Here is a 22,516-nt window from a genome sequence, read left to right as displayed (position 1 = left end):
TTCACCACCCAATTTTGGTGTAGCGTTCAACCAAGAGAAATAGGAAGAAGTAAGCAATGTTTCAGACAGATGATGTACGAATTAATAAAGTAAAAGAGTTATTACCGCCAGTTGCGGTTTTAGAGAAGTTTCCAGCGACTGAATCAGCTTCTTCGACCACGTTTCGCTCGCGTGAAGCCATCTCGAATATTCTAAAAGGCGAAGATGATCGCCTGCTGGTTATTATCGGTCCATGTTCAATTCACGATCCTGACGCAGCAATCGAATATGGCAAACGACTCAAAGTTCTTCGTGATGAACTGGGAGATCGTCTAGAAGTCGTGATGCGTGTTTACTTTGAAAAGCCACGTACAACCGTTGGCTGGAAAGGCTTGATTAACGATCCGTACCTAAATGATACCTTTAAAATCAATGATGGTCTGCGTATGGGTCGTAAGCTACTGCTTGATCTTACGGATATGGGCATGCCGACGGCGAGTGAGTTCCTTGATATGATTTCACCGCAATACGTTGCTGACTTAATCAGTTGGGGTGCGATTGGGGCACGTACTACTGAGTCTCAAGTTCACCGTGAGTTGGCTTCGGGTATCTCATGTCCGGTAGGCTTTAAAAATGGTACAGACGGTAACATTAAGATCGCTTCTGATGCGATTCGTTCAGCAAGTGCATCACACCACTTCCTATCTGTAACTAAGTATGGTCATTCAGCGATCATTGAAACAGCAGGCAACCCTGATTGTCATATCATCCTTCGTGGTGGTAAAGAACCGAACTACAGTGCTGAACACGTGAGTGCAATTAAGCAAGAGCTAGCGCAGTCTGGCCTGCCTCAAAAAGTGATGATTGATTTCAGTCACGCAAACAGCTCTAAGCAGTACCAGCGTCAGATGGTCGTGGCAGAAGATGTCGCTAACCAGATTGCTGGTGGTGAAGAAGCGATCTTTGGCGTCATGATCGAGTCGCATCTGGTTGAAGGTCGTCAAGATTTGGTGGAAGGTGAAGAGTTAACCTACGGCCAGTCTATTACCGATGCTTGTATTGGTTGGGAAGATACTGAAAAAGTGCTTCGTCAATTGGCGGATGCGGTCGCAGAGCGCCGTAACAGCAAGTAGCCATTACTGTATAGTGAGAAAAAGCTCCCGTGGGAGCTTTTTTTGTTTGTTGGCTAATCGTTGCCCGCCAACGTCTGGCTTTAGCTCTAATGACTATCGGCCCATATAGGCTACAATCACCTTATCTTCACCTAAGGTTCTTGAAAATACGTAAGCGTTGTCATTCATAATTTGTAGGTGTTTACCCGCGCCGATGGCAGGATGTTTTTGACGGAACTGACCGAGACTCTGCCAATGAGAAAGCAGTTGTTTTCTTTCACTATCTAATTTCCACACCATGTCAGAGCGAGTGCCTTGATGAAAATCATCCGCATAAGGCCCAAGCTCACGGCCCACTTCATCACCATAATAGATCTGTACCGCTCCAGGGCTTAGCAGGAGAGCATTGGCCGCATTGCGCTGCATGTCGAACGATTTGAAGCGGTTAAAGAACAGCTCGGTATCGTGAGAAGACATATAACTTACAGGGGTGAAGTCTGGCGTTGACTGAATCGAGTCTGCGTAGTTTTGGTAAACCTCCTGCATTTGAGAGAAACATGCTGCACCTTTATCAAGTTTTTTCTGCATATCGAAGTTAATCAAAGCATCAAAGCCTTGGTCAGCATAAGGTGAGCGATAGGCCGAATGACCCCATACTTCGCCCATCATCCAAAATGGCAGACCTTGCTGGCCATTCTGTTCTCTCCATGTGGATAAACCGTCACTCGCAGCTTGTTTGAGCTTGAGCCATACGTCACCCTCTACGTGTTTGACCGTGTCGACCCGAAAGCCATCGATTCCAAAGCGCTTCACCCAGTCAGATTGCCACTCTACCAAGTAGTCAGAGACGGTGTAGTTGTCTCTATTCACCACACGTGTATCTGGATTGTTGAGCAACCACTGAGGCGGGCGAACAAACTTGGAAGACTCGGTGCGAAAATCGGGTAAACCCGCTAGATTCATTGTGGTGTCGCTACTTCCGGGTTGAGAGTAACCAGGCAGTCCTGCTCGTACCCAATCAGGGCCCCACCAATTAATCCACTGATCGCTTTGATAATCGATATGATTGTTGTAGCTGTGCCAATTTTGCTCGGGTTGCGGTTTCCACTCTGCCCAACTATCTGGTAGTGCATCGCTGCGGGTAACCTGCAAGTTGTCGAACTGCATGTCTGCTAGAGTGGCATAACCTGAGTGGTTGACGACCGCATCCAGAAGAACCTTGATGCCGCGCTTATGTGCTTCAGAAACCAGAGTGCGCAGATCCTCTTCACTGCCGAAGTTTTGATCTATTTTGGTGAAGTCGCGCGTCCAGTAGCCATGGTAAGCATAGAAGGGAAAACTACCGCTCTCTCCGCCACCGACAAAACCATGCACTTGTTCAACAATTGGCGATAGCCAAATAGCGTCTGTACCTAAGCTCTTGATGTAGTCTAGCTTGCTAATTACCCCCTTGAGGTCACCACCATGGAAAGTACCCACTTCTTGCTGTTGGTCTTTTTGACGTTGGTAGCTGTGATCATTGTCGGTGTCGCCATTGTTAAAGCGGTCGACCATAACAAAGTAGATATTGGCATTGTGGTAGCTAAATTGAGGTGTGTTCTCGGGAGACACGACAGGCTCTAAGAGGACTAAACCGCCACTGCTCTTAGCTGGTTTTAGAGTGACGGTGTTGCTGGATACTGTCACCATTTTCCCGCTTAATGCATCTCTTAGCTGGGTACCTTCTGCAAACGTATCACCAAGGTTAATGGTGACCTCTTTTCCGGAATACTGACGGCACTGAACATCAGGGATCGGTCGATTAAATGTTTTGTCACTTTTTGTCGCCTGTCGAGCGACAGTCAAGGTATTGAGTTCAGGATCTAAGCTAAAGGCATAGTCGCCACTAAAACGAATATTTAGGGGAAGAATGGTGTCCTTTCCGCAGCTTAGAGACAGTGGGCGACGAAATTTCACTTTTTGATTCTCTGGCGCTTTGCATGTTCCTTCTATGCCGGAAATCGTTAGCTGGTAGCTCTCCTTGTTTAAAGATAAAACGACCGGTTCAGAAGCCGAAAGAGGGACATCTCGACTGGTTGTCGTGGTCGACAACGTAAGCGTAGGGCTGGCGAATACAGGAAAACTGCACAGTACAGCAAGCATAATAGTGTTGGGCACAAATGGGCGTTTCACGTTACATCCTTGAGGTCATCGTATTGGTGGCTAAATACTCTAACCTAGCAAGTTGTGCCTAACATCATTCCCATCATCTACGCCCTAAATTCCGAGAGTGGTCACATTATCTTTTACTAGAGGAGGACATTAGTGAGTCATTCTTATTGGGACGCATGTTGGTAAATGGGAGTATGTATTCTCATTTTTGAAACTTTTGTTAATTATTTGCATGAAAAATAACTATCAATCAGCCCGATAGTCTAAATCATGTACCATAACTTACAATTCGCAATATTACTGTTTATAAATGACTCAATTAATCGCTGGAATCAGCTGCGATTTTTGCTATTTTGTTCGAATAAATAAAATGATACCAAGTGTTTCCATCTCCTTGATATTTCATGAGGGAGATGTAGTGAGGAAGCGTTTATGGACGTGGATGTTTTGCGCCAAGCTGCAGTGATTAAAGAAATTTCTGGTGATGTTGTTATTGTTTCTCCGGATGGGAAAGCACGTAAAGCCGAAGTCGGTGACACGGTTGCTAAAAATGAGATAGTGATTACGGCGAATCAGTCGACTATTGTGATGGAGTCGCCAACGGCCGCATATCATCTCGATTCAAATGCCATCGCTATTGAGCCCGATGTGAGTGAATGGGGGGCGGTTCCTATTGCCGGCGAAGTCAATTTTGAGCTGGCTAACCTTAGTGACGGTGCGTTCGATGAAGCGGAACTAGCCGCCATTCAAGAAGCTATTTTAGCTGGCGCGGACCCTACAGAATTACTTGAAGCGACTGCCGCTGGCGGCGGAGCAGGTTCTGCAAACGCAGGTTTTGTGACCATTGATTATAATGGTGCAGAAGTGCTAGCAAGCACCTTCTTCGAAACCTCTGCTTTTGCGTCCAATAACCTTGATGAAACCGATGAAGAGGATAGACCATTAGTTTTTGCTGCTGGCGGGGAAAGCGTAAGCGAATCTTTGGCTGAAGGATCTTTATCTCAAGGTACTTACCCACAAACGATCACAAGCTCAGCTACGATTTTGGCTGGCGACTTACCGCTTGATCCCACTTCGTTTATTCCCAACGCTATTTCGCTAGCATCTCTTTTAAGTGAGTTGAATAGCGATATCACTTCTAACGGACAGCCCGTTACGTTCAGCTACAACGCCAGTGAAAATGAGATTGTTGGCGTTTTAGGTGGCGAAGAAGTACTCCGCATTGATATCGATACCAGCAATCTTGGTAAAGACGTTGTTCTTGAACTTACCACCACGATTTCTCAGTCAATTGACCATGTTCCTTCTGTTGCTGGCGGTCAGGTTGCTTTCGACAATGATCAGATTGTCGTGTCTTTCGAAATTGAAGGTAAAGATAGTGGCGGCAACTCGATTCGAACGCCAATTGATGCTCAGGTCACCATCGGGGATGGTGCCAATGCTGAATTTACTGCGATTGATAGCGCCAATGTTTTTGAAGCGGGTCTGAATGATGGATCGGGTGTTGGGGCAACGAATACGGAATTTGAAGGGACGCTTAATGGTGCCTTAGGGAGCGACAAGGTAACTGAACTGCAGATTGATGTTGATGCGTTTAATGCGGCGCAGCAGGATTCAGCGATCACCTCGCAAGGTCAAACTATTATTCTGGAAGCCGTTGATGGCCAGCCGGGTGTTTATTCAGGTTATATCTTACTTGAAGGTGTGCGAGTTAATGTACTCAAGATCACTATCGGTGATGTGACAAACAGCAATACGACGTTTAGCGCTGGCTATAAAGTTGAACTGTTGGATGTAATTGATCATAGTCAGCAGGGTATGGATTCGATTTCTATTCCATTGCCCGTGTTTGCTATTGATGCGGACAACGATCAGTCTGAGCGTTCACAACTCGTGATCAATATTGGTGATGACCTACAAGTTGTGACCGACGGCAGTTTAAGTGTCACCGAACCGGATCATATCGGCACCGCAGCCAGTAACCAGATTGATGTGATTATTGAGGCTGGGGCGGATAATGGTCAAGTAACGTCGTTTACGTTCGATGGCACAAAGTATGCGCTAGAGAGTGGCAAAACCGAATACAAAGTCACCGATGGTACAGTAAAAATCAGCGCTGACGGTCAGTTATCCTTTATTGCTGACAGCAACCTCAACCACGCAGCGAGTGAGACGATTCAGCACACCATAGTTGTTACCGTCACCGATAAAGACGGCGACACGCTGACCAGCACCGTGGGTCTTGCGATTGCAGACGGTAAAAATCCGCTGATTAACAGCATCACGTCAGTCGATGTGTTTGAGGCGGGGCTGAATGAAGGCTCACAGGTTGGGGGGACGAACACCACCGCCACGGGCACGATTGACTTTACCACAGGCAGTGACAAAGTCGTCGCGATGGGCATTGATGTTCAGACGTTTAATGATTCATCGACACTTAAATCAGCTGGTCAGGATGTGGTGCTTGAAGAAGTTTCTACTGGCGTTTATCGCGGCTACATCACCACAGACGATGGTAAACAAGTCGACGTACTGTCTATTATCCTCGATCAAAATAAACTTGGTGAGTACCGCGTCACCTTGCTTGAGGAAGTCGATCATTCAACCCAAGGGCAAGACAGTCTAGCAGTCAGCATTCCAGTCTATGCTGTCGACAGTGATAACGATCATTCAGCTAACAGCCAGTTAGTGATAAACATTGGCGATGATCTTGCCAAGATTGATGGCTTTGCAGATGGTAGCAAATTTAAAGTCAACGAAGATGATACCGTGACCGGCTCTTCACCAGATCAGCCTGTCATTACTGGTGAGTTTGAAACAACTCAAGGTGCTGACACGGTTGTTAAGTATGAGCTAGTGAACATTGGCGACTCTCAGAATGGCCTGACATCAGGTGGTTTTGACGTCACAATTCAAGATGTCAGCACACCGACGGGTCCAACGGTATATCACGGCGTTGCCAATGGTATTGTGGTCTTCACGCTTGAATTAGCAAGTGACGGCAGCTACACCTATAGCCAAATTAAAGCGCTCGACCATGCTCAGGGTGAAGATAGCTTAACCATCCCATTTGATGTGGTAGCGATTGATCGTGATGGGGATAAATCCCAACCTATTCGCCTACCTATTGAAGTAACCGATGACAAACCAACTTTAACTGGTACCACTGGTGCTACACAAGTCGATGAAGATGACTTATCTGGAGTAGGCTCAGACCAGAATCACAGCACTCACGTCTCTGGTTCATTCACCGTTACTGAAGGCGCGGATAGCGTCGTTAAATATGAACTCGCTGATGCCGATAAGATACTTGAAGATTTAACCAGCGGTGGTGAAGCTCTTACCTGGCGACCGGTTGCTCAAAACGGAACTGAGTTTAGTTATACAGCGCAAACGGCAAGTGGTGATGCGGTATTTACCATTACGTTTAATGCCGCTGACAATAGCTACCGCTTTGAGTTGCTTAAATCACTCGATCACCTTGCGGGGGCTGGAGAAAACAGTCTTCAGATCAATTTCACTATCAAAGCCACTGATTTTGACGGCGATGAGAGTAATGTGATCACTTTGCCTATTCGAGTGGTAGATGATATTCCGACCTTAACGGGACAGGCGCTTACTGCTGAAGAGGGAGAAGGCTGGAGTAGTACGGTCAATATGTTTGCCAATCAGACTGATAAAGGCGCAGACAATGCCACTCTGACCCAGATAGAAGGGACTCAAGACAGTCATGGTGCACAAATCGTATTTGACGATGGAAATGGCAACTACACCAGCGTGGTAGATTTGAAGCCAGGTGCTCAAAGCCTATTTGTATTTGAACAGACTACAGGTTCAGGTGGTCAGGTTAGCCAACGCCATATCGGTTGGTTAGAGGTTAATTCCGATGGTCAAGTCACGTTCGCAGCGGTTAAAGACCTTGAGCACAGCGGAGATGAAATCAACTTTACAGTCAATATCACGGCAACTGACGGTGATAAGGATACGTCAGTGGTGCCCCTGGATATCACCATCACAGACCATGAAGCTGAACCGATAGCGCTTAAGGTGGTCACTTTCGAGGATGCGGGTCGCGACTCGCAAATCAACTATGCCGCGGGCAATGAGGCTGAGTGGGAAAATCTACAGGATAATCAAACTGGTCTGGCTGACTCACCAGCTAAAGTAGCACTATCGGTTGATCTATTTGATAGAGATAACGCAGAGGATATTGGTCAGTTGACCATTGAGAAGGGTCAGCACCGAGGCACGTTCTACTACGAAGAAAATGGCGTGTTCTACAAGTTACAACCCAACGCTTCTGGAGATATTATCTTTGATGGCTCGGTTCTAAAGCAGAGCTTTACGCAAAATGGCGCGCATACGACGGCCACGATTGACAACCTCTACTTTGTTCCAGATCGTAACTTTTCGACGGGTGGCAAAGGCGTTCAAATCAACTATCAGCTGCAAATTGATAATAATGGCAGCAACGACCATACCCTCGATTCAAGCTTCAATATTGAGATTGAAAGTGTAGCGGATATCGCAACTTGGAATGATGCTAATAGCCAGTATCATTACTCGTTAACCGAAGATGGTGACAACGCTACTCTCGAACTTCAAGCGGTAACCCAAGATAAAACTAGACCAGAGACAATAAGCTATGAACTTCGAGCAACAGCAGGCGAGGGTAAGTTCGAGCTTGTCGACAAAAATGGCCACCCACTGAGTCCGGATAGTAACGGCGTTTATCATGTCTCATCGGCAGATATTAAGACCATTCAGGTCAATCCAGTTGATAACTTCTCGGGTACGATTAAGCTGGAAGCCGTCGCAGTGACCACTGAAACTAGAAACCCATTATCAGGTAAAAAGGAGGCACACTCTGCACCACAAGAATTGATCTTCGATGTCGCACCGCAAGCCGACAAAGGTAGCTTCAGCGTTAATCGTATCAATATCTTCGAAGATAATGCAGCCACTCAGGACACGCTTGATCCGACAACTGATCGTGATCCGTTTACCCTTAATGAAGTGATTACCATGTCACCATCGCAAGACAGCGATGGCTCTGAAACGCTTTATGTGCGCATTTCAGGTATCACTGAAGGTGCTGAGTTGGTTTGGGCAGGGAGCGGTGCTAGCCAAATTACAGAAGTGACGGTTAACGGAATTACTTACAAAGAAATCCCATATGACCAGCTTAACAACGTAGAAGTTGTTCCAAAGCTACACAGCAATAATGACTTCAAATTTGATGTCACGGGTGTTGTGAAAGACAGTGCATCTCTGAGTACCGGTACTCAGGTCAGTGAGCAAGTGTTAGGTACTAAAACGGTTAACGTTGAAGTCAAGGGGGTCGTCGACATTCCAAAAGGCGATACGATCGGTTCCGGCTGGACGAATTTCAGTGAGAATGGCGTTGATGGAGTTGAAATCACCATCAAAGAAGATAAAGCGGCCGAACTTAAATTTACGATCCAGTCTGGTGAGCATGCTGACAATGAGCATGACACTTCCGAATCTGTGACGGTTCTACTATCAAACATCCCTCATGGTGTGGTGCTAGAAGACAGCGATGGCACTGTGATTGATTTGAACTTTGTTGGTTATGAAACCGGACCAGATGGTAAACCAGATACGGACAAGCCTATCTACGAAGCGAACATCACAGGCGATGTTAACAAGACTGGCATTGTGATTAAGCCCGTTGCTTCATCAACAGAGAACATCGATTTGAAAGCCACGATCATCGTGACTGAAAACGATGGTCATAGCCGTAGCTTTGAGCAAATTGTGCGCGTCAATGTTGAGCCTGTCATTGATACCAACCTGAATTACAAAAATGAAACCTCAGTTGGCCTTGAGGACTCCGCTATCAGCATCAACTGGTACCCAGAAGGTAAAGATTATCCAGATAGTGATGAGCACTTTACTTCGATTACTATTGGCGGCATTCAGCCTGGTTACACCGTTGAAGTCGCAGGTCAGCCCGTGGCGGTTAACTCCGATGGTACTCTTGTCATAGAGCCTCGACCAGGACAGTCGTTTGTAGACTTTACCACTGAGGCTCTTAAAGACGGCTTTATTAAAATCACGCCACCGAAGGATTCAAGCACAGACTTCGATCTGACGACTAAAGTTGAGATAGAAGAGCGCGATCATGAATACACCAGCGATAATATTGTTGGTGAAGGTGGTCGTGTAACGGCAACGCTTACTGGGTCGGTTCATGTTGAAGTGCGTCCTGTCGTCGAGCCTGAAAACGCTGATAACAGACTGGTTGTGACCAATGAAGCGGGTGATGCTATCCAGACGGCGATTCAGGCTGATAATAAAGGTCTGATTCGATTTACCACTAACAGTGATAATACGAGTACAAATGGCGAGTACGTAGTTAAGTACCATAACACCGACGCTTCATCGAATGAGTTGGTACAAGATGTGATTATCCATCTTACCGATCAAAACGGTCATACTTTGTCTGAGGCTGTTCTTAGCCAACTGGTGGTGACGGGGGCTGCTTATGAAGGTGATGGTCGTTGGGTGATTGTAAATGAAGACAACTTCAGTATTAGCGCACCTCACGGACTGGATTTTCACCCTGACCAGCCAAATCAACCGAATGTCTACAACAAGCTCACCTTAACGGTCTACACTCAGGTTATTGATGAAGGTGAAGACGCCCATGAAAATTCACTGATAGATCGTCGTGAAACATCGTTAGAACTTTCATTCCCAGAATTGATGAATTCAGGCAATGAGGTGGCGGCTTTCATTAAGATTGATGAACATGCAATTATCACCGGAACTGAGGATATTCAGGTCGATTTAGGTCATCAGCTTAACAGCGTCATTACCCTAACTCCTCCTATTGGAAACGAGTCGGCTGATGAAGTGACTATTATTATCGCGGGTAACGTCATGATTGGCGGACAATTCCCAGTGAATATCAGCGGTGCAGAAGTCGATTTCGTCAATGGAAACTATGTGTTCCAGACAAAAGTCTCTGCTGATGGTACGGTCGAGCTGTTTGATGGTCTAATGCTTAACCTGCCAAAAGACTACTCTGGTGACTTCAAGTTGCCAATCACGGTCATCACTAAAGATACCGCATCAGGCGATGAAAAAACGGACTCTGCACAGATTGTTATCAAAGTCGACCCGATAGCCGATGTGGCTGGCGACAAGCCGTCAGTTAGCGTCGAAGTGACTGGTTCACTAGATAGTGCCGGTCAACTTATTGATCAAAATGGTGATGGTATTGCGGACAAAGTTGGCTATGAAGATAGCTACATTCAACTCGATTTTGATCAACAAATCGGCGATACCAACAACGGTGGTGTAGAGGGCGGCAGTGAAGCGTTTAGCTCTATCACTTTAACTCTCGCTCCCCCTGCGGAAGGCGCTTTCTATGAGAAAGTGGTCGCGCTTGATGGCAGTGTATCATTCAAAGAGCTGGGTACTCAGGTTACTTTCTCTCAGAGTGAGATAGCAGCGCATGCGTTAGACAATGTGTTGTTTAAACCAACGCACAACTACCCTACGAGCAACAATGATAACAAGGTAACGATCAATATTACTGGTACCGTGATTGATACAGTGACCTTTAATGAAACTGGGACATCAACGACGACCGATCATACCGACAACTTTTCAACCAGTGTCGAGTTTGAAGTGGTGCCAGTGGTGGATGAAGTGGTTGTAACTGGCCCTGGAGCGCATCCTGATCAATCAATTGAACTGACGGGTACGGAAGATCATCCTATTTCATTGAGCAGTTCAGGAAGCGTTTCTGTTTCACTCACCGACACTGATGGCTCTGAAACATTTGTATCGATTAAGTTTACTAATGTACCGGATGGATTCCTGTTTACAGCGGATCCAGCCAGTGGCTACACGGTGAAAAACAATGGCAATGGAGAGTGGAGTGTCAAATTGCCTGCCGGTAGCGGTGATAGCCTTGATTTATCACATATTTCGGTAGTTCCACCCAAGCATTTCAGTGGTACTGCTGAATTCGGTATCACGGTATTTACTCAAGAATCACTATTGGGTGTCCCAACTGAAGCAAGTAATTTACCGAAGTTTGTAGTGACCGTGCTACCTGAAGGTGACCTTGTTGATACCGATGTGACTGATTCGGTGACGGGAAATGAAGGAACTAATATCGATATCGCTATTAATGCTTCAGTTGTGGATAGGGCTTTGTCTGCCAATGGTGGTGTGATCCATGAAAATGCACCTGAAACTCTTCGCCTCGAAGTGACCAACGTTCCACAAGATGCATCAATTTTGTATCCAGATGGTACGCCAGCGAGTTACAACCCAGCCACAGGTGTTTGGACGCTTGAGGTGAATGCCCAGCAGTTGGATAAGATCATTTTTAATTCTGGTCAGCACAACAGTGATGGGGGCAATGCATTAGGAATCAATGGACCGATTCATATCTCAGTTCAGTCGGTCGACAATGGTGCTTTAGGGCCTAAATCTGAATTTGACGTTGATTTGGTGATTGATCCAGTCAACGACCAGCCAACTTTCGTCAATGTGATTGATCTTGAGACAACAGAAGATGTAGTGGGTGGCCTTGCGATTAACCAGTTTGGTATTGCTGATATAGATGCGACCTATGATGACCCTGATGTCACGTACGAGTTGACGCTACAAGTGAATTCAGGAACGCTAGAGTTCCTGAGTGATGCCAAGGTTAACTTTACCATCGCGGCTGATGGCAGTCTTGTTGCTAGCGGAAAACTAGCTGACATCAATGCAGCGTTGGCTACTGGTAAAGTCATTTTTAAACCTGATGCAGACTTTAACGGGCCGGTTACTGTGACAGCGACTGTGGATGACGGTGGCAATAACGGTACGATTGATCCGGGTGATAGTTCAACGTCTTCAACCAATCAGACAACCTTTGTGATTAACGTTACTGAGGTAAATGATGCGCCTGTGCCAAAAGACTTTGACTTAGGTGATTTGCAAGAAGAAGGCAGCCTGACCATCAGCGTACAAGACTTGATTGATGGCACTTTTGATAAAGAAGGCAACACAATCAGCGTTGAAAGTCTGACCCTCGTCGAAGGTCAGGGTACCTTAGTTCAACAAGGCGATAACTGGGTGTTTGTTGCTGCGAAAGACTACAACGGCCCGGTGAAGATTAGCTACGTGGTTAAAGATGATGGCACGACCGATGGTCAAGCGGATCATCAGACTGGTAGTGCTGAGATCACCTTCGACGTAACTCCGTTTAATGACAAGCCTATGTTGGATATTAATGACATTACCGCGCAGATTAATGAAGATGTAAACCAACAGCTAAGTGGCATCTCAGTCAGTGATGTCGATTATGTTGGTGCTTCTGCTAATGACCTGATGACGGTCACGCTAAGTGTAGATGACGGTACACTTTCTCTCGTTGCTCCTTCTGGTTCGAGTGTTACTGCGACAGGCAACGGTAGCGGTACTCTGACGTTGTTAGGCACGCTCGCTGATCTTAACGCGTTACTTGATAAACCAAGCAGTAATAATGTTGGTGTATTCATTGATGCGAGTTCTGTGTCAGGAAATAGCGTCGATTTGCAAGTCACAGCGAAAGACAGCTGGAACTCTTCAGGTCTTGCGCTAGAGGCTGATCCAAAGAACTACACCATTACCGTTAATCCAGTCGCGGATGCGCCAACACTAACACTTGATAGCAGATATAGCTTCAACAAGCACATTACTGCAACCCAAAGCGCCAGCACGAGCGGAATTGCGATTGTAGGCATTATGGCGGCACTAACCGATACTAGCGAAGCGCTTACATTAGAAGTGAGGGATGTTCCTGCTGGTGCGATGATTGAGAGCGCTACAGGTTCGGTAACTCTGGTCGGAGACGTATGGCATGTCTCATCGCAGGCAATTGATGGCTTGATCATTAAAGATGTGAGTGACGGAGATCATACACTGCAGATCACCGCGGTATCACAGGAGCTTGCGCAAGATGGCAGCGTCATTGATCAGGCTGTATCAAGCAACCACATCGAAATTAATTTGAATGTGGTCAACAATATCAATGACTTAGATATCAACCGTGCATCGGAAACCGTAGCGGTTCGTCTGGATGGCAGTGGCTCAAATAGCACGCTGACGGGCGGTAGTGGTAATGATTTCCTTGAGGGTGGTTCAGGACACGATGTGTTAATTGGTGGAGCCGGTGATGATCACTTAGAAGGTGGTGACGGTGATGACATCCTTTATGGTGGCTTAGGTTCGGATATTCTCGTTGGTGGTACGGGTATGGATACCTTTGTCTGGGATCATATCGATGGTGGTTCACTCGACACCATCAAAGACTTCAAGGTGAGCGAAGGTGATAAGATTGATCTGCGCGAAGTGCTCCCTGAATTGAAGCAAAATACGCTTGATATGGAGAGCCTACTTGAACATCTTGATGTGAAGGTGGATGGTGACAACGTTGAACTCCATATCCATCCATTAGGTACAGGTGCAGAGGGGCAGTCGATTCTGGTTGAGAACCTCGCCCATCAGTTGGATAGCGACTTCGGTGCATTATCACAAGCTGATATGGTCTCATCACTACTGGAACATGTGATGGTTCACAACAACAGCTAACGTTCAACGCCCCTCAATGAGGGGCGTTTTTCTTGTTACTAAAGCGCTAAGATCATTTGGAACCAATCTGATAAGTGGCGACAAAACTTGCAACAGCCATTCTGACTGCCTGTTCAACTTGCTGACAGGTTGGAGGTGGTAAATGGGCGATTAACTGAGGCCAGAAAACGACAGCCTTGATACTTCCAATATACTGTTCAATAGCCGCTGAAACATCCTGTATGTCAAGAACACCCGCATCAATCCCCTGCTGAGCCCAACGTTGTAAGCCATAAGAATCTTCGATTGACTCAAACTTGGCAACCAACACCTTCGATGTATCCTGACAGCGTATACATTCTGCCATCATTAACCGAGCGGTGATTTGAAAGTCTTCATTACTGATATAGCACATCTGCTTGAGCGTATAATCGAGCAACTGTTGGTCAAGCGGGAGTGTAGGCTCAAACTCGACGGTAGTCTGGTCATCAAAGCGACACATCAGCTTATCAACGATGACGTCAAACAGAGCTTCTTTGTTGGGGTAGTACTTGTAGAGGGTGCGTTTAGAAACACCTGCGTGTTTAGAGATCCCCTCCATGCTCGCCTGATCGAACCCTTTGCTAGAAAAAACTACGATCGCAGACTTGATGATATCTTCTTGTTTTATATCACTTCTTTTAATCATTTAGTGACCCTAACAGCTAAAACGTAAACGACAGTGTTTACTTGTGTCTAAAGTATACACCATCGTTTACTTTTTTGGGGGATTGAGTTAAGAAAAATAGAGCAATTCGTTTGGTGGCGGGATAGTTACATCAATGGAATCAAATTTACCTCGACACCCGCTAACCATAACTCTGGTCGGAGAAACCGTTGAAGGCACTGAGCAGATGAAAACAACGTTTTGGTGGCAAAAGCCTCAGTTAGATGTCGCAAACGTTCAGCTAAATACTCAAAAATCATATTATTAACTTCATAATAAATAATGTTTTATTTATTGTTAGCCTGCTGTTTACAGGCTTTTCTATATTCTCGCTATTAAAACTTTTGTTTCCATTTATTATTTGTATACTGATTGAACAATATGAAACAGGTTGGCTTAGGGAGTAGCACATGGAACAAGAGCAGAGTCTATTTGAATGGCAGAGGATCAAGCGTTTTAACTTGCCTGTTTGGACTGTACTGATTGGCGTGCTTATAGCGAGAACAAGCTACTTCATGGCTTGGCCTTTTTTGGTTGTGTTCTTGTATCAGGATTATGACGCTTCAGCGATAGAAGTAGGGACTATGCTAGCGGCTTCCGCCATGATTGGTTCTGTGACGGGAGTGTACACAGGCTATTTGTCGGATAAGTTTGGCCGTAAATGGTTAATGGTCATCGGCTGTGTGTTTGGATTTGGGGCTTATACTGGCATTGCGATGGCTAGTGAGTTATGGCATTTCAGCCTGCTGATGTTGGTAACGGGCGTGATGCGACCAATGATTGATGACTCGGCCAAAGCGGTGATTGGTGACTCGTTATCTGATGGTAAGGATCGAGAGCTGGCCCTCAACCTGCGCTACTTTCTGTTGAATATCGGAGGTGCAGTTGGACCTCTTATTGGGGTGACTCTCGCATTGGCGGAACCGCAAGGCCTGTTTCTGATTACTGGATTCACCCATCTTTTCTATGCACTGTGGATTCTATTTGGTATCGAACGTAAAAGCGCCAAGGTTCATCAGCACACAGACAAAACCTTGCTTCCCAATTTTAGTCAAACGCTAAGAGTTATAGCCCGAGATAAAGTCTTTGTCTTACTACTGATTGCAAACTTGCTACTGATGTTTGTCTACGCTCAGTTGGAGTCTTCAGTGCCACAGGTGATTGTGCGCAGTGGTGTCGAAGGTGCGGCTAGATTGGTCGCAATGCTAATGGTCGTAAACAGTGCGACGATTATTTTGCTCCAGTTTCCATTACTCAAGATGCTAGAACGTGTACCCCTCTTTTCTCGGACCCGAATCGGGATGGTGCTAATTGCAGCTGGACAACTTGCCTTTATTATTTCACCTAACGACTCAACAATCGGTTGGGCTGTGGCATGTTTTATTGTTAGCTTAGGTGAAGTGATCACCTTTCCAACACTCAATGTTCAGATTGACCGATTAGCGCCTGCACACCTTAGGGGCTCATATTTTGGTGCGACAGCGCTCTATTCACTAGGCTTTGCGTTTGGCCCTATCCTCGGTGGATTTATGATTGAATGGTTCGGCGCAGGGTGGTTGTTTGGCCTTTGTTTTGCGATCTGTTTGACGATGATCTGGCTTTACGCCGTCGCTTCAAGAACAGAAGATCGCGTAGAAAGAGAGGTTGCGACACAGTAGCCCGAATTATCGGGCTACTGAAGACGCTAACTACTTGCTAAGTTGTGGCTCTGATTCGCCAGCGTGTTGCGGTTCCAACTGAATCGTTTGGGTTGGAAAGGCGATATCCGCTCCGTTTTGTTGGATGATATCGTAAATTTGCAGCAATACATCTTGCTTTACTTCGTGGTAGCGAATCCAGTTGACTGTTTTGGTGAAGGTGTAGACCAATAAAGTCAGAGATGACGGCGCAAAACCATTGAAGTTGACGATCAACGTCTGCTTAGTATCGATATCGGGATGCTTCTGTAACATCGATTTGATGTCAGCGACGATCTTTTCAACCTTCGCCCCATCTTTATAGCGGATGCCGATGTTCTCATTAATGCGTCGATTGAGCATACGTGATGGGTTCTCAACCACGATATTGCTGAATACAGAATTAGGGACATAAATCGGACGTTTATCAAAGGTACGAATGATGGTCATTCGCCAGCCAATTCTCTCTACCGTTCCTTCGATTTGACGGTCGGGAGAGCGGATCCAGTCGCCAACTTTAAACGGACGATCGAAGTAAATCATCATTCCACCGAAGAAGTTGGAGAGCAAATCTTTTGCTGCCAAACCGACGATCAGGCCACCCACACCACCGAACGTTAACAGACCCGACAGACTGAGGCCAAACGTCTGCATCACGGTTAATGCGCCTATGACGATAAAGAATAGGCGTGACACCTTGGCAACGGCTTGAACGGTGGTTTCGTCGCGCGTTTTTTTGCTGAGTACATACTCTTCGATATTGTTGATCAGACGCATAGTGATCCAAACAAAGATCGCGATGACCAAAATGAGCTTCAAGGTACTTAGCCAATTGAGTTTCGACCCCATGTAATCTTCGAGCACAAATCCTAAGGAAATGGTCGCAGGCCAGCACCAAATGAACGTGCTTATGGGTGTTTTGAGGGCGTGAAGAGTGAGGTCATCCCAATGAAACCGAGTCTTGTTGACCAAAATTTCTAGTCGACTGTAGACAATGCGCCAAGCAATCCATGCGATGAAGCTGCCGATGGTAATAAGTAATACATTGGTGTCCCAGCTTTGCAGCAGAGTCGCCAGTGGTTGTGGCAAATATGTGATTAACTCGTTCATTTTTGACTCAATATCTTTCTGTTGTGGCATAAGTATAAGGGTTTGCCTATACCCAAACTAGTGACATTATGCTCAGAGGTCTATGAATATAAACATGAAAGTTAAAACGATGTCAGAATATCTGATTCAATTTGATAAGCGAACTCGTCAGGAGCACACTGTCAAATCTAGTCATTACGCGAATAAGGTAAACCATGAAATCAGGTGATAAACAATATGCAGTGATTGGCTTAGGTCGATTTGGCCTATCTGTTTGTCAAGAGCTGCAACAATCCGGCGCCGAGGTTTTGGCTATTGATATCGATGAAGATCGAGTTAGGGCCGTTGCGGGTTTTGTCAGTCAAGCTTTAGTGGCGAACTGTGCGATAGAAGAGACGGTTGCCGAGCTAAGATTGAGCGACTACGACATGGTGATGATCGCAATTGGTTCTGACGTAAATGCCAGTATTTTAACGACTCTCGTAGTCAAAGAGGCTGGGGTAAAAACTGTCTGGGTAAAAGCCAATGATAAAAACCATGCGAAGATACTAAGCAAAATAGGTGCAGACCACGTCATTATGCCGGAACGTGATATGGGGATTCGTGTTGCTCGAAAAATGCTTGATAAACGAGTGCTTGAATTTCAAGAGTTGGGCTCCGATCTTGCCATGACCGAAATTGTGGTTGGCTCACGCTTGTTAGGGAAGACGCTAGGGGATCTTGCTTTATGTAAGGAGCAAGGTGTTGAAGTTCTAGGCTTTAAACGTGGACCGAATATCACCAAGGCACCGGATCTCGATCGAACTTTGGAGATTGGTGACCTGATCATTATCGTTGGTCCTAGTGAAACCTTATCGAGAAAGCTGAGTTCATTATGAGTCCGTTCAGTCGAAGGGATCTGTTTTACGCATTAGACCCCGAGAAAAAACAGAGTAAAGGCTCAGAGCCGAGAGTTATTCTGATCAGTTTTTTAAGTGTGTTGATACCCTCTGCGGTGCTGCTCACTCTCCCCGTTTTCTCGGTGAGTGGGCTTTCAATCACGGATGCACTATTTACTGCGACCTCCGCCATTAGTGTGACCGGGCTAGGCGTCGTCGATACGGCTGAGCACTTTACCCATTCAGGTAAAGTCTTGTTAATGCTGTTGATGCAGATAGGTGGCTTAGGCCAGATGACCCTTTCTGCGGTACTACTTTATATGTTTGGAGTGAGGCTGACCTTAAAGCAACAAGCGTTAGCTAAAGATGCATTGGGGCAAGACCGACAAGTTAACCTGAGACTGCTGGTGAAGCGGATCATCATTTTTGCCTGTATTGCCGAATCGATTGGGTTTGCGTTGCTAGCATTTCGTTGGGTGCCTGAACTGGGTTGGGGAGAAGGACTGTTCTATGCGATGTTCCACGCAATCTCGGCGTTCAACAATGCTGGCTTTGCTTTGTTCTCAGATAGCCTAATGAGTTTTGTTGATGACCCTTGGATAATCTTTACGCTTTCAGCGCTATTCATTCTTGGCGGTTTAGGGTTTACGGTGATTGGTGACGTATCTAGCAATTGGAGAGGTGGCTTTCGCACCTTGCAACTGCATACCAAGATAATGCTAGTCGCAACGCCTGCATTACTCTTGGTTGGTACCGTGCTGTTTTGGCTGCTGGAAAAATCGAATCCAGCAACCATGGCGGATTTGACGCCATCAGGTCAATGGCTCGCAGCGTTTTTTCAGTCAGCGAGTTCTCGAACAGCAGGTTTTAACAGTGTCGATTTGGCACACTTTACTCAGCCCGCTTTGCTCATCATGATTATTCTGATGTTGATTGGTGCGGGATCTACTTCTACTGGCGGTGGGATAAAAGTGTCAACGTTTGCAGTGGCGTTCGTGGCGACTTGGGCTTTCCTTCGTCAGAAGAAGCACGTGGTCATGTTTAAGCGTACCGTTGGCTGGCCTGTGGTGACTAAGTCTTTGGCGATTATAGTCGTGAGTGGTGCGATTTTAACCATAGCGATGTTTTTGTTGATGATTACCGAGCAGGCGAGTTTTGACAAAGTCATGTTTGAAACCATCTCGGCGTTTGCAACGGTGGGGCTTACAGCGGGTCTAACGGCTGAATTATCAGAGCCGGGGAAATACATCATGATCGTTGTGATGATAATCGGTCGAATTGGGCCGTTAACGTTGGCCTATATGCTGGCACGCCCTGAACCGACGTTGGTCAAGCATCCCGAGGGTATGGTGTTAACTGGTTAAAAGATTACTTCTCGCTAAAGTGGTCTGAAAGGGCGGAACGGCGATTCTTCGCTGAACCGCCTCCATCCATATCAATGGTGTTCTCATATCCCTCTTTCACGAAACGCTGAGTAGGGCTGTTTGGCTGGAGACGCCTCAGCTGTGGTGAGTTAAACGTGCCCGCAACTTGATAGACAGAGGTTCCTCCCCCCGTACTGACTGTTATCCGCTTGCCATCAAAGTCAAATTGGGTCGCGATAAGTCGGTCATTTCTAAAGACCCCTTGAGCATTTAACGTCAGAACTTCTGTCTGATAAGGTGGCGCTCCTACTTCAATCCATCGCCCGTAGACATGCTTCGGGTGAACATAGTCTTGGTAACTAAAGTAAAGCAGACTCGAGAATCCTAGAGCGAGTAATACAAAAATAGTTGCAGCGACGGTTTTTATGGCAGAACTCTTGATCATAACAGCGGATAATCGCCTTAGGTATTGATTGAAAACAGCACGTGAGCTTGTAAAGGATAGAGCGTAGCATAATTTTGCATTGTTAATCTGTGAACCTCTGTCCAAAAAACAGTGTACGAATTTTCTGCATATTGCTTACAGTCTAGCCCAACGGTGGATAACCACGGAATTAAGTGAGTTAAGTTTGTTTGTACGCCATTACTAGAGATTTGTTTTACCTATGGTTTATTTGTCGATAATTAAACGTACTCTTTGAGCATATGTTAGTGAGGGAGTCCACCGTTATTACTCTCTTCAATCGGTATAGTGGTTGCTGAAATAGGACAATTCATATAAAACAAGGTTTTGCTTCTATGACGGAATATCGACGGAGAATGAAATGATCAAAGCAAACAGCTATTTTGAAGGACAAGTACAGTCACTAGGTTTTTCTCAACAAGACGGAGAGTCGAGCGTTGGGGTAATGGCTCCTGGAGAGTACACCTTTGGTACTGCTGCGGCAGAGCGCATGACAGTTGTGAAGGGTGCGCTTACCGTTAAAAAAGCGGGTGAAGACGAGTGGGTGACTTATGAGGCGGGTTCATCATTCCATGTCGAAAGTGACTCTTCATTTGACCTGAAAGTTTCTGTCTCAACGGCTTATCTATGTGAGTACTTAGGCTAGTTTTTGTTTGCCTGAGGTTATTAGCACAATGACTTCAGGCCCATTCATTTTGACAATCAAATTGCCCCTTGCACTTGATTGCCTTCTTCTCTTTCGTCCAATCTTATTTAAATCAATATCTTACCTAACTTTGCTCGTCTGGTATAAAACTTGCTGATCATTTATAGCGCTTGTTAAGCCAAGTTTTACGTATAATCAATCGGAAATCTCGAATATAACCTCAGTTATTAGCAATTTTATTAATGTAACTATTGGCTATAATTAAACAAGAATAAGCTTGAGAGGAGGTGCTTATGGCTGTTGTACCAAAACACACTGACTCCCATAGTCGTTACGATCCAAGTAAGGAATTGACGGCCGACCAATTGCATCGCTTTGGCAAGGTTGCTCACAAAGCGCAAAAGCGTCGTGAGGAGGAAGTCGAAAGAGGAACGATTGCTGCTACTGCGAGAGCTGCTCGCGAAGCCGCATTTAGACCTATTGTGACACCAAAACGAGATAAACCTAATACGCTCCGCTATGCGGCTTGGTTGATCGTGGTCATGGCGATATCGTTGTGGCTTATGTACATGACCGGTTAAACTTTTTTATTGGTGTTACCTTAGACAAGTCACCGGTGTGTTCGCCATTGTTTTGAAAGTCATTGTCATAGCCACGATAAAATCGGTATTGGTTTTTGCCTTTATGTTTGGCGGCGTACATCGCTTTATCGGCACAACGAGTGAGTTCGGGAAGGTTAGTTGCATCCTGAGGATAGAGCGCCACTCCTGCGCTGACGGTGAGTTCATTAATGCGTTCCGATGCTTGATAGCTGTCAGAGAACACCTGACATATCCTCTTAAGAATACCCTCCAAATCCTTTATTGAGTTTACATCGTAGAGCAGCAGAACAAACTCGTCGCCCGCAAAACGAGCAATGGAATAATCATGTCTGTCGGTTTGACGATCTTTGTTACGGATGTTGTTTTTGAGCCGATTCGCGAGATGTTGTAAGACTCGGTCGCCAACGTCGTGTCCGTAGGTGTCGTTAATCGCTTTAAAGTTGTCGATATCGAGAAACACCATTGCCGTCACCTTGTTGCTGTTCTTTTGTTCTTCTAGTTTGCCAGCGGCCCAACTTTCAAAGCTCCATCGATTAGCAAGTCCAGTGAGTTGATCCAAATAAGCGAGATCTTCAATCCCTTCTTTATAGAGTTCTTGCACATATTTCATCACTTTAGAGTAATAGAAAGCTGCGACATTGCAGAGTACACAGAGCGCAAGCAAGCTCACTACAAAGCGTCCCTGAGAAGCATCGGTAGTGTAAGGGGAAGCCTGTGCGAAAAGTACCGCGAGAGCAGCAACAACACACAGACCTGAGCTCAAAATCGCGCCAGTTTTGAAGTTGTTGACGAAAATAAGCACCGCAACTATAGGATAAAGCCATAGAATCCGATCTGGCACATGTTCACCATAAATCAGTAATAAAGTGGCTTGAAACAATAATATCCCACTCAAAACCACGTCACAGTGGTTGTGGCGTAGGTGCTTGAATAAGTAGTAGAGATTAACTATTAATACAGTGGCTGAGAAAAAATTTACCGAGGCAAAGAAGTAGTCTTGAGTGGTGAGCCTTAACACACCATAGCTAAGCAAGACCACAATGGCAATAATCGAACAGAGTAGCACAAGCTTGCTCTTGCGCGTTGCTCTGATATCCGCCATTTCAGCTATCTGTCGCCCAGCAAATTGTGGCATATAGTCATTATCCTTTACACATAACCCCTCAAGCAAAGTCTAGAAGAAAAAACAAAGTCTGAACGAGCCATGAAATTCGCAAAAATAAGAGTAATCAGTAATTTATATGCCATTCGGTGCTTATTAGTTGTGAG

At 45.8% G+C, this 22,516-nt stretch carries 13 protein-coding genes; 8 read left to right on the top strand and 5 right to left on the bottom strand.

Annotated elements, in window-relative coordinates:
• The first annotated feature begins 56 nt into the window (after positions 1–56).
• The gene (aroG, locus tag QTN94_RS07575) at positions 57–1,112 is read left to right on the top strand and encodes a 3-deoxy-7-phosphoheptulonate synthase AroG (protein ID WP_331416847.1); all 1,056 of its coding nucleotides are present in this window, start codon (positions 57–59) and stop codon (positions 1,110–1,112) included.
• Positions 1,113–1,205: 93 nt separating this feature from the next.
• On the opposite strand, the gene QTN94_RS07570 is transcribed toward aroG, so the two are convergent.
• Positions 1,206–3,233, bottom strand: coding sequence for an alpha-amylase (locus tag QTN94_RS07570; RefSeq protein WP_331427341.1), 2,028 nt, complete (start codon positions 3,231–3,233; stop codon positions 1,206–1,208).
• A gap of 441 nt (positions 3,234–3,674) precedes the next feature.
• Between QTN94_RS07570 and QTN94_RS07565 the strand changes: the two genes are divergently transcribed.
• Entirely contained in the window at positions 3,675–13,844 is a 10,170-nt protein-coding gene (locus tag QTN94_RS07565; RefSeq protein ID WP_331427338.1) for a retention module-containing protein, read from the top strand.
• A 52-nt stretch (positions 13,845–13,896) separates the two neighbouring features.
• On the opposite strand, the gene QTN94_RS07560 is transcribed toward QTN94_RS07565, so the two are convergent.
• Positions 13,897–14,511, bottom strand: coding sequence for a TetR/AcrR family transcriptional regulator (locus QTN94_RS07560; protein ID WP_331417979.1), 615 nt, complete (start codon positions 14,509–14,511; stop codon positions 13,897–13,899).
• Between the two features lie 133 nt (positions 14,512–14,644).
• On the opposite strand from QTN94_RS07560, the gene QTN94_RS07555 reads away from it, so the two are divergent.
• Together QTN94_RS07555 and QTN94_RS07550 are read left to right on the top strand one after the other, a co-directional pair.
• Entirely contained in the window at positions 14,645–14,797 is a 153-nt protein-coding gene (locus QTN94_RS07555; protein ID WP_331417980.1) for a hypothetical protein, read from the top strand.
• A 142-nt stretch (positions 14,798–14,939) separates the two neighbouring features.
• Complete coding sequence (locus tag QTN94_RS07550; RefSeq protein ID WP_331427337.1) at positions 14,940–16,187, top strand: MDR family MFS transporter; 1,248 nt, start codon at positions 14,940–14,942, stop codon at positions 16,185–16,187.
• 30 nt (positions 16,188–16,217) lie between these two features.
• Here the strand turns inward: QTN94_RS07550 and QTN94_RS07545 are convergent, their stop codons facing one another.
• Complete coding sequence (locus tag QTN94_RS07545; RefSeq protein ID WP_331427336.1) at positions 16,218–17,315, bottom strand: mechanosensitive ion channel family protein; 1,098 nt, start codon at positions 17,313–17,315, stop codon at positions 16,218–16,220.
• Positions 17,316–17,509: 194 nt separating this feature from the next.
• Between QTN94_RS07545 and QTN94_RS07540 the strand changes: the two genes are divergently transcribed.
• Together QTN94_RS07540 and QTN94_RS07535 are read left to right on the top strand one after the other, a co-directional pair.
• Positions 17,510–18,172 (top strand): potassium channel family protein, encoded by a 663-nt coding sequence (locus tag QTN94_RS07540; RefSeq protein ID WP_138972707.1) that lies wholly within the window; start codon positions 17,510–17,512, stop codon positions 18,170–18,172.
• On the top strand, positions 18,169–19,536 hold the full coding sequence (locus tag QTN94_RS07535) for a TrkH family potassium uptake protein (RefSeq protein WP_138972708.1): 1,368 nt from the start codon (positions 18,169–18,171) through the stop codon (positions 19,534–19,536). Before QTN94_RS07540 ends, QTN94_RS07535 begins: the two co-directional genes overlap by 4 nt.
• 4 nt (positions 19,537–19,540) lie before the next feature.
• On the opposite strand, the gene QTN94_RS07530 is transcribed toward QTN94_RS07535, so the two are convergent.
• A complete protein-coding gene (locus tag QTN94_RS07530; RefSeq protein ID WP_138972709.1) occupies positions 19,541–19,981 on the bottom strand; it encodes a DUF2850 domain-containing protein in 441 nt (146 codons plus the stop codon).
• Between the two features lie 379 nt (positions 19,982–20,360).
• Between QTN94_RS07530 and ppnP the strand changes: the two genes are divergently transcribed.
• Entirely contained in the window at positions 20,361–20,645 is a 285-nt protein-coding gene (ppnP, locus tag QTN94_RS07525; RefSeq protein ID WP_138972710.1) for a pyrimidine/purine nucleoside phosphorylase, read from the top strand.
• A 293-nt stretch (positions 20,646–20,938) separates the two neighbouring features.
• Positions 20,939–21,226 carry a hypothetical protein gene (locus QTN94_RS07520; RefSeq protein ID WP_331427335.1) on the top strand — a complete coding sequence of 96 codons (288 nt, stop codon included), beginning with the start codon at positions 20,939–20,941 and terminating at the stop codon, positions 21,224–21,226.
• Here the strand turns inward: QTN94_RS07520 and QTN94_RS07515 are convergent.
• Positions 21,207–22,382, bottom strand: a complete 1,176-nt coding sequence (locus QTN94_RS07515; protein WP_331427334.1) for a GGDEF domain-containing protein — start codon at positions 22,380–22,382, stop codon at positions 21,207–21,209. The genes QTN94_RS07520 and QTN94_RS07515 overlap by 20 nt on opposite strands.
• Positions 22,383–22,516 lie beyond the last annotated feature (134 nt).

It is taken from the genome of Vibrio sp. M250220 (assembly GCF_036533795.1).
Classification (GTDB): Bacteria; Pseudomonadota; Gammaproteobacteria; order Enterobacterales; family Vibrionaceae; genus Vibrio.
The sequence above is the reverse complement of the archived record's forward strand: the minus strand, read 5'-3'. Positions and strand labels throughout refer to the sequence as shown.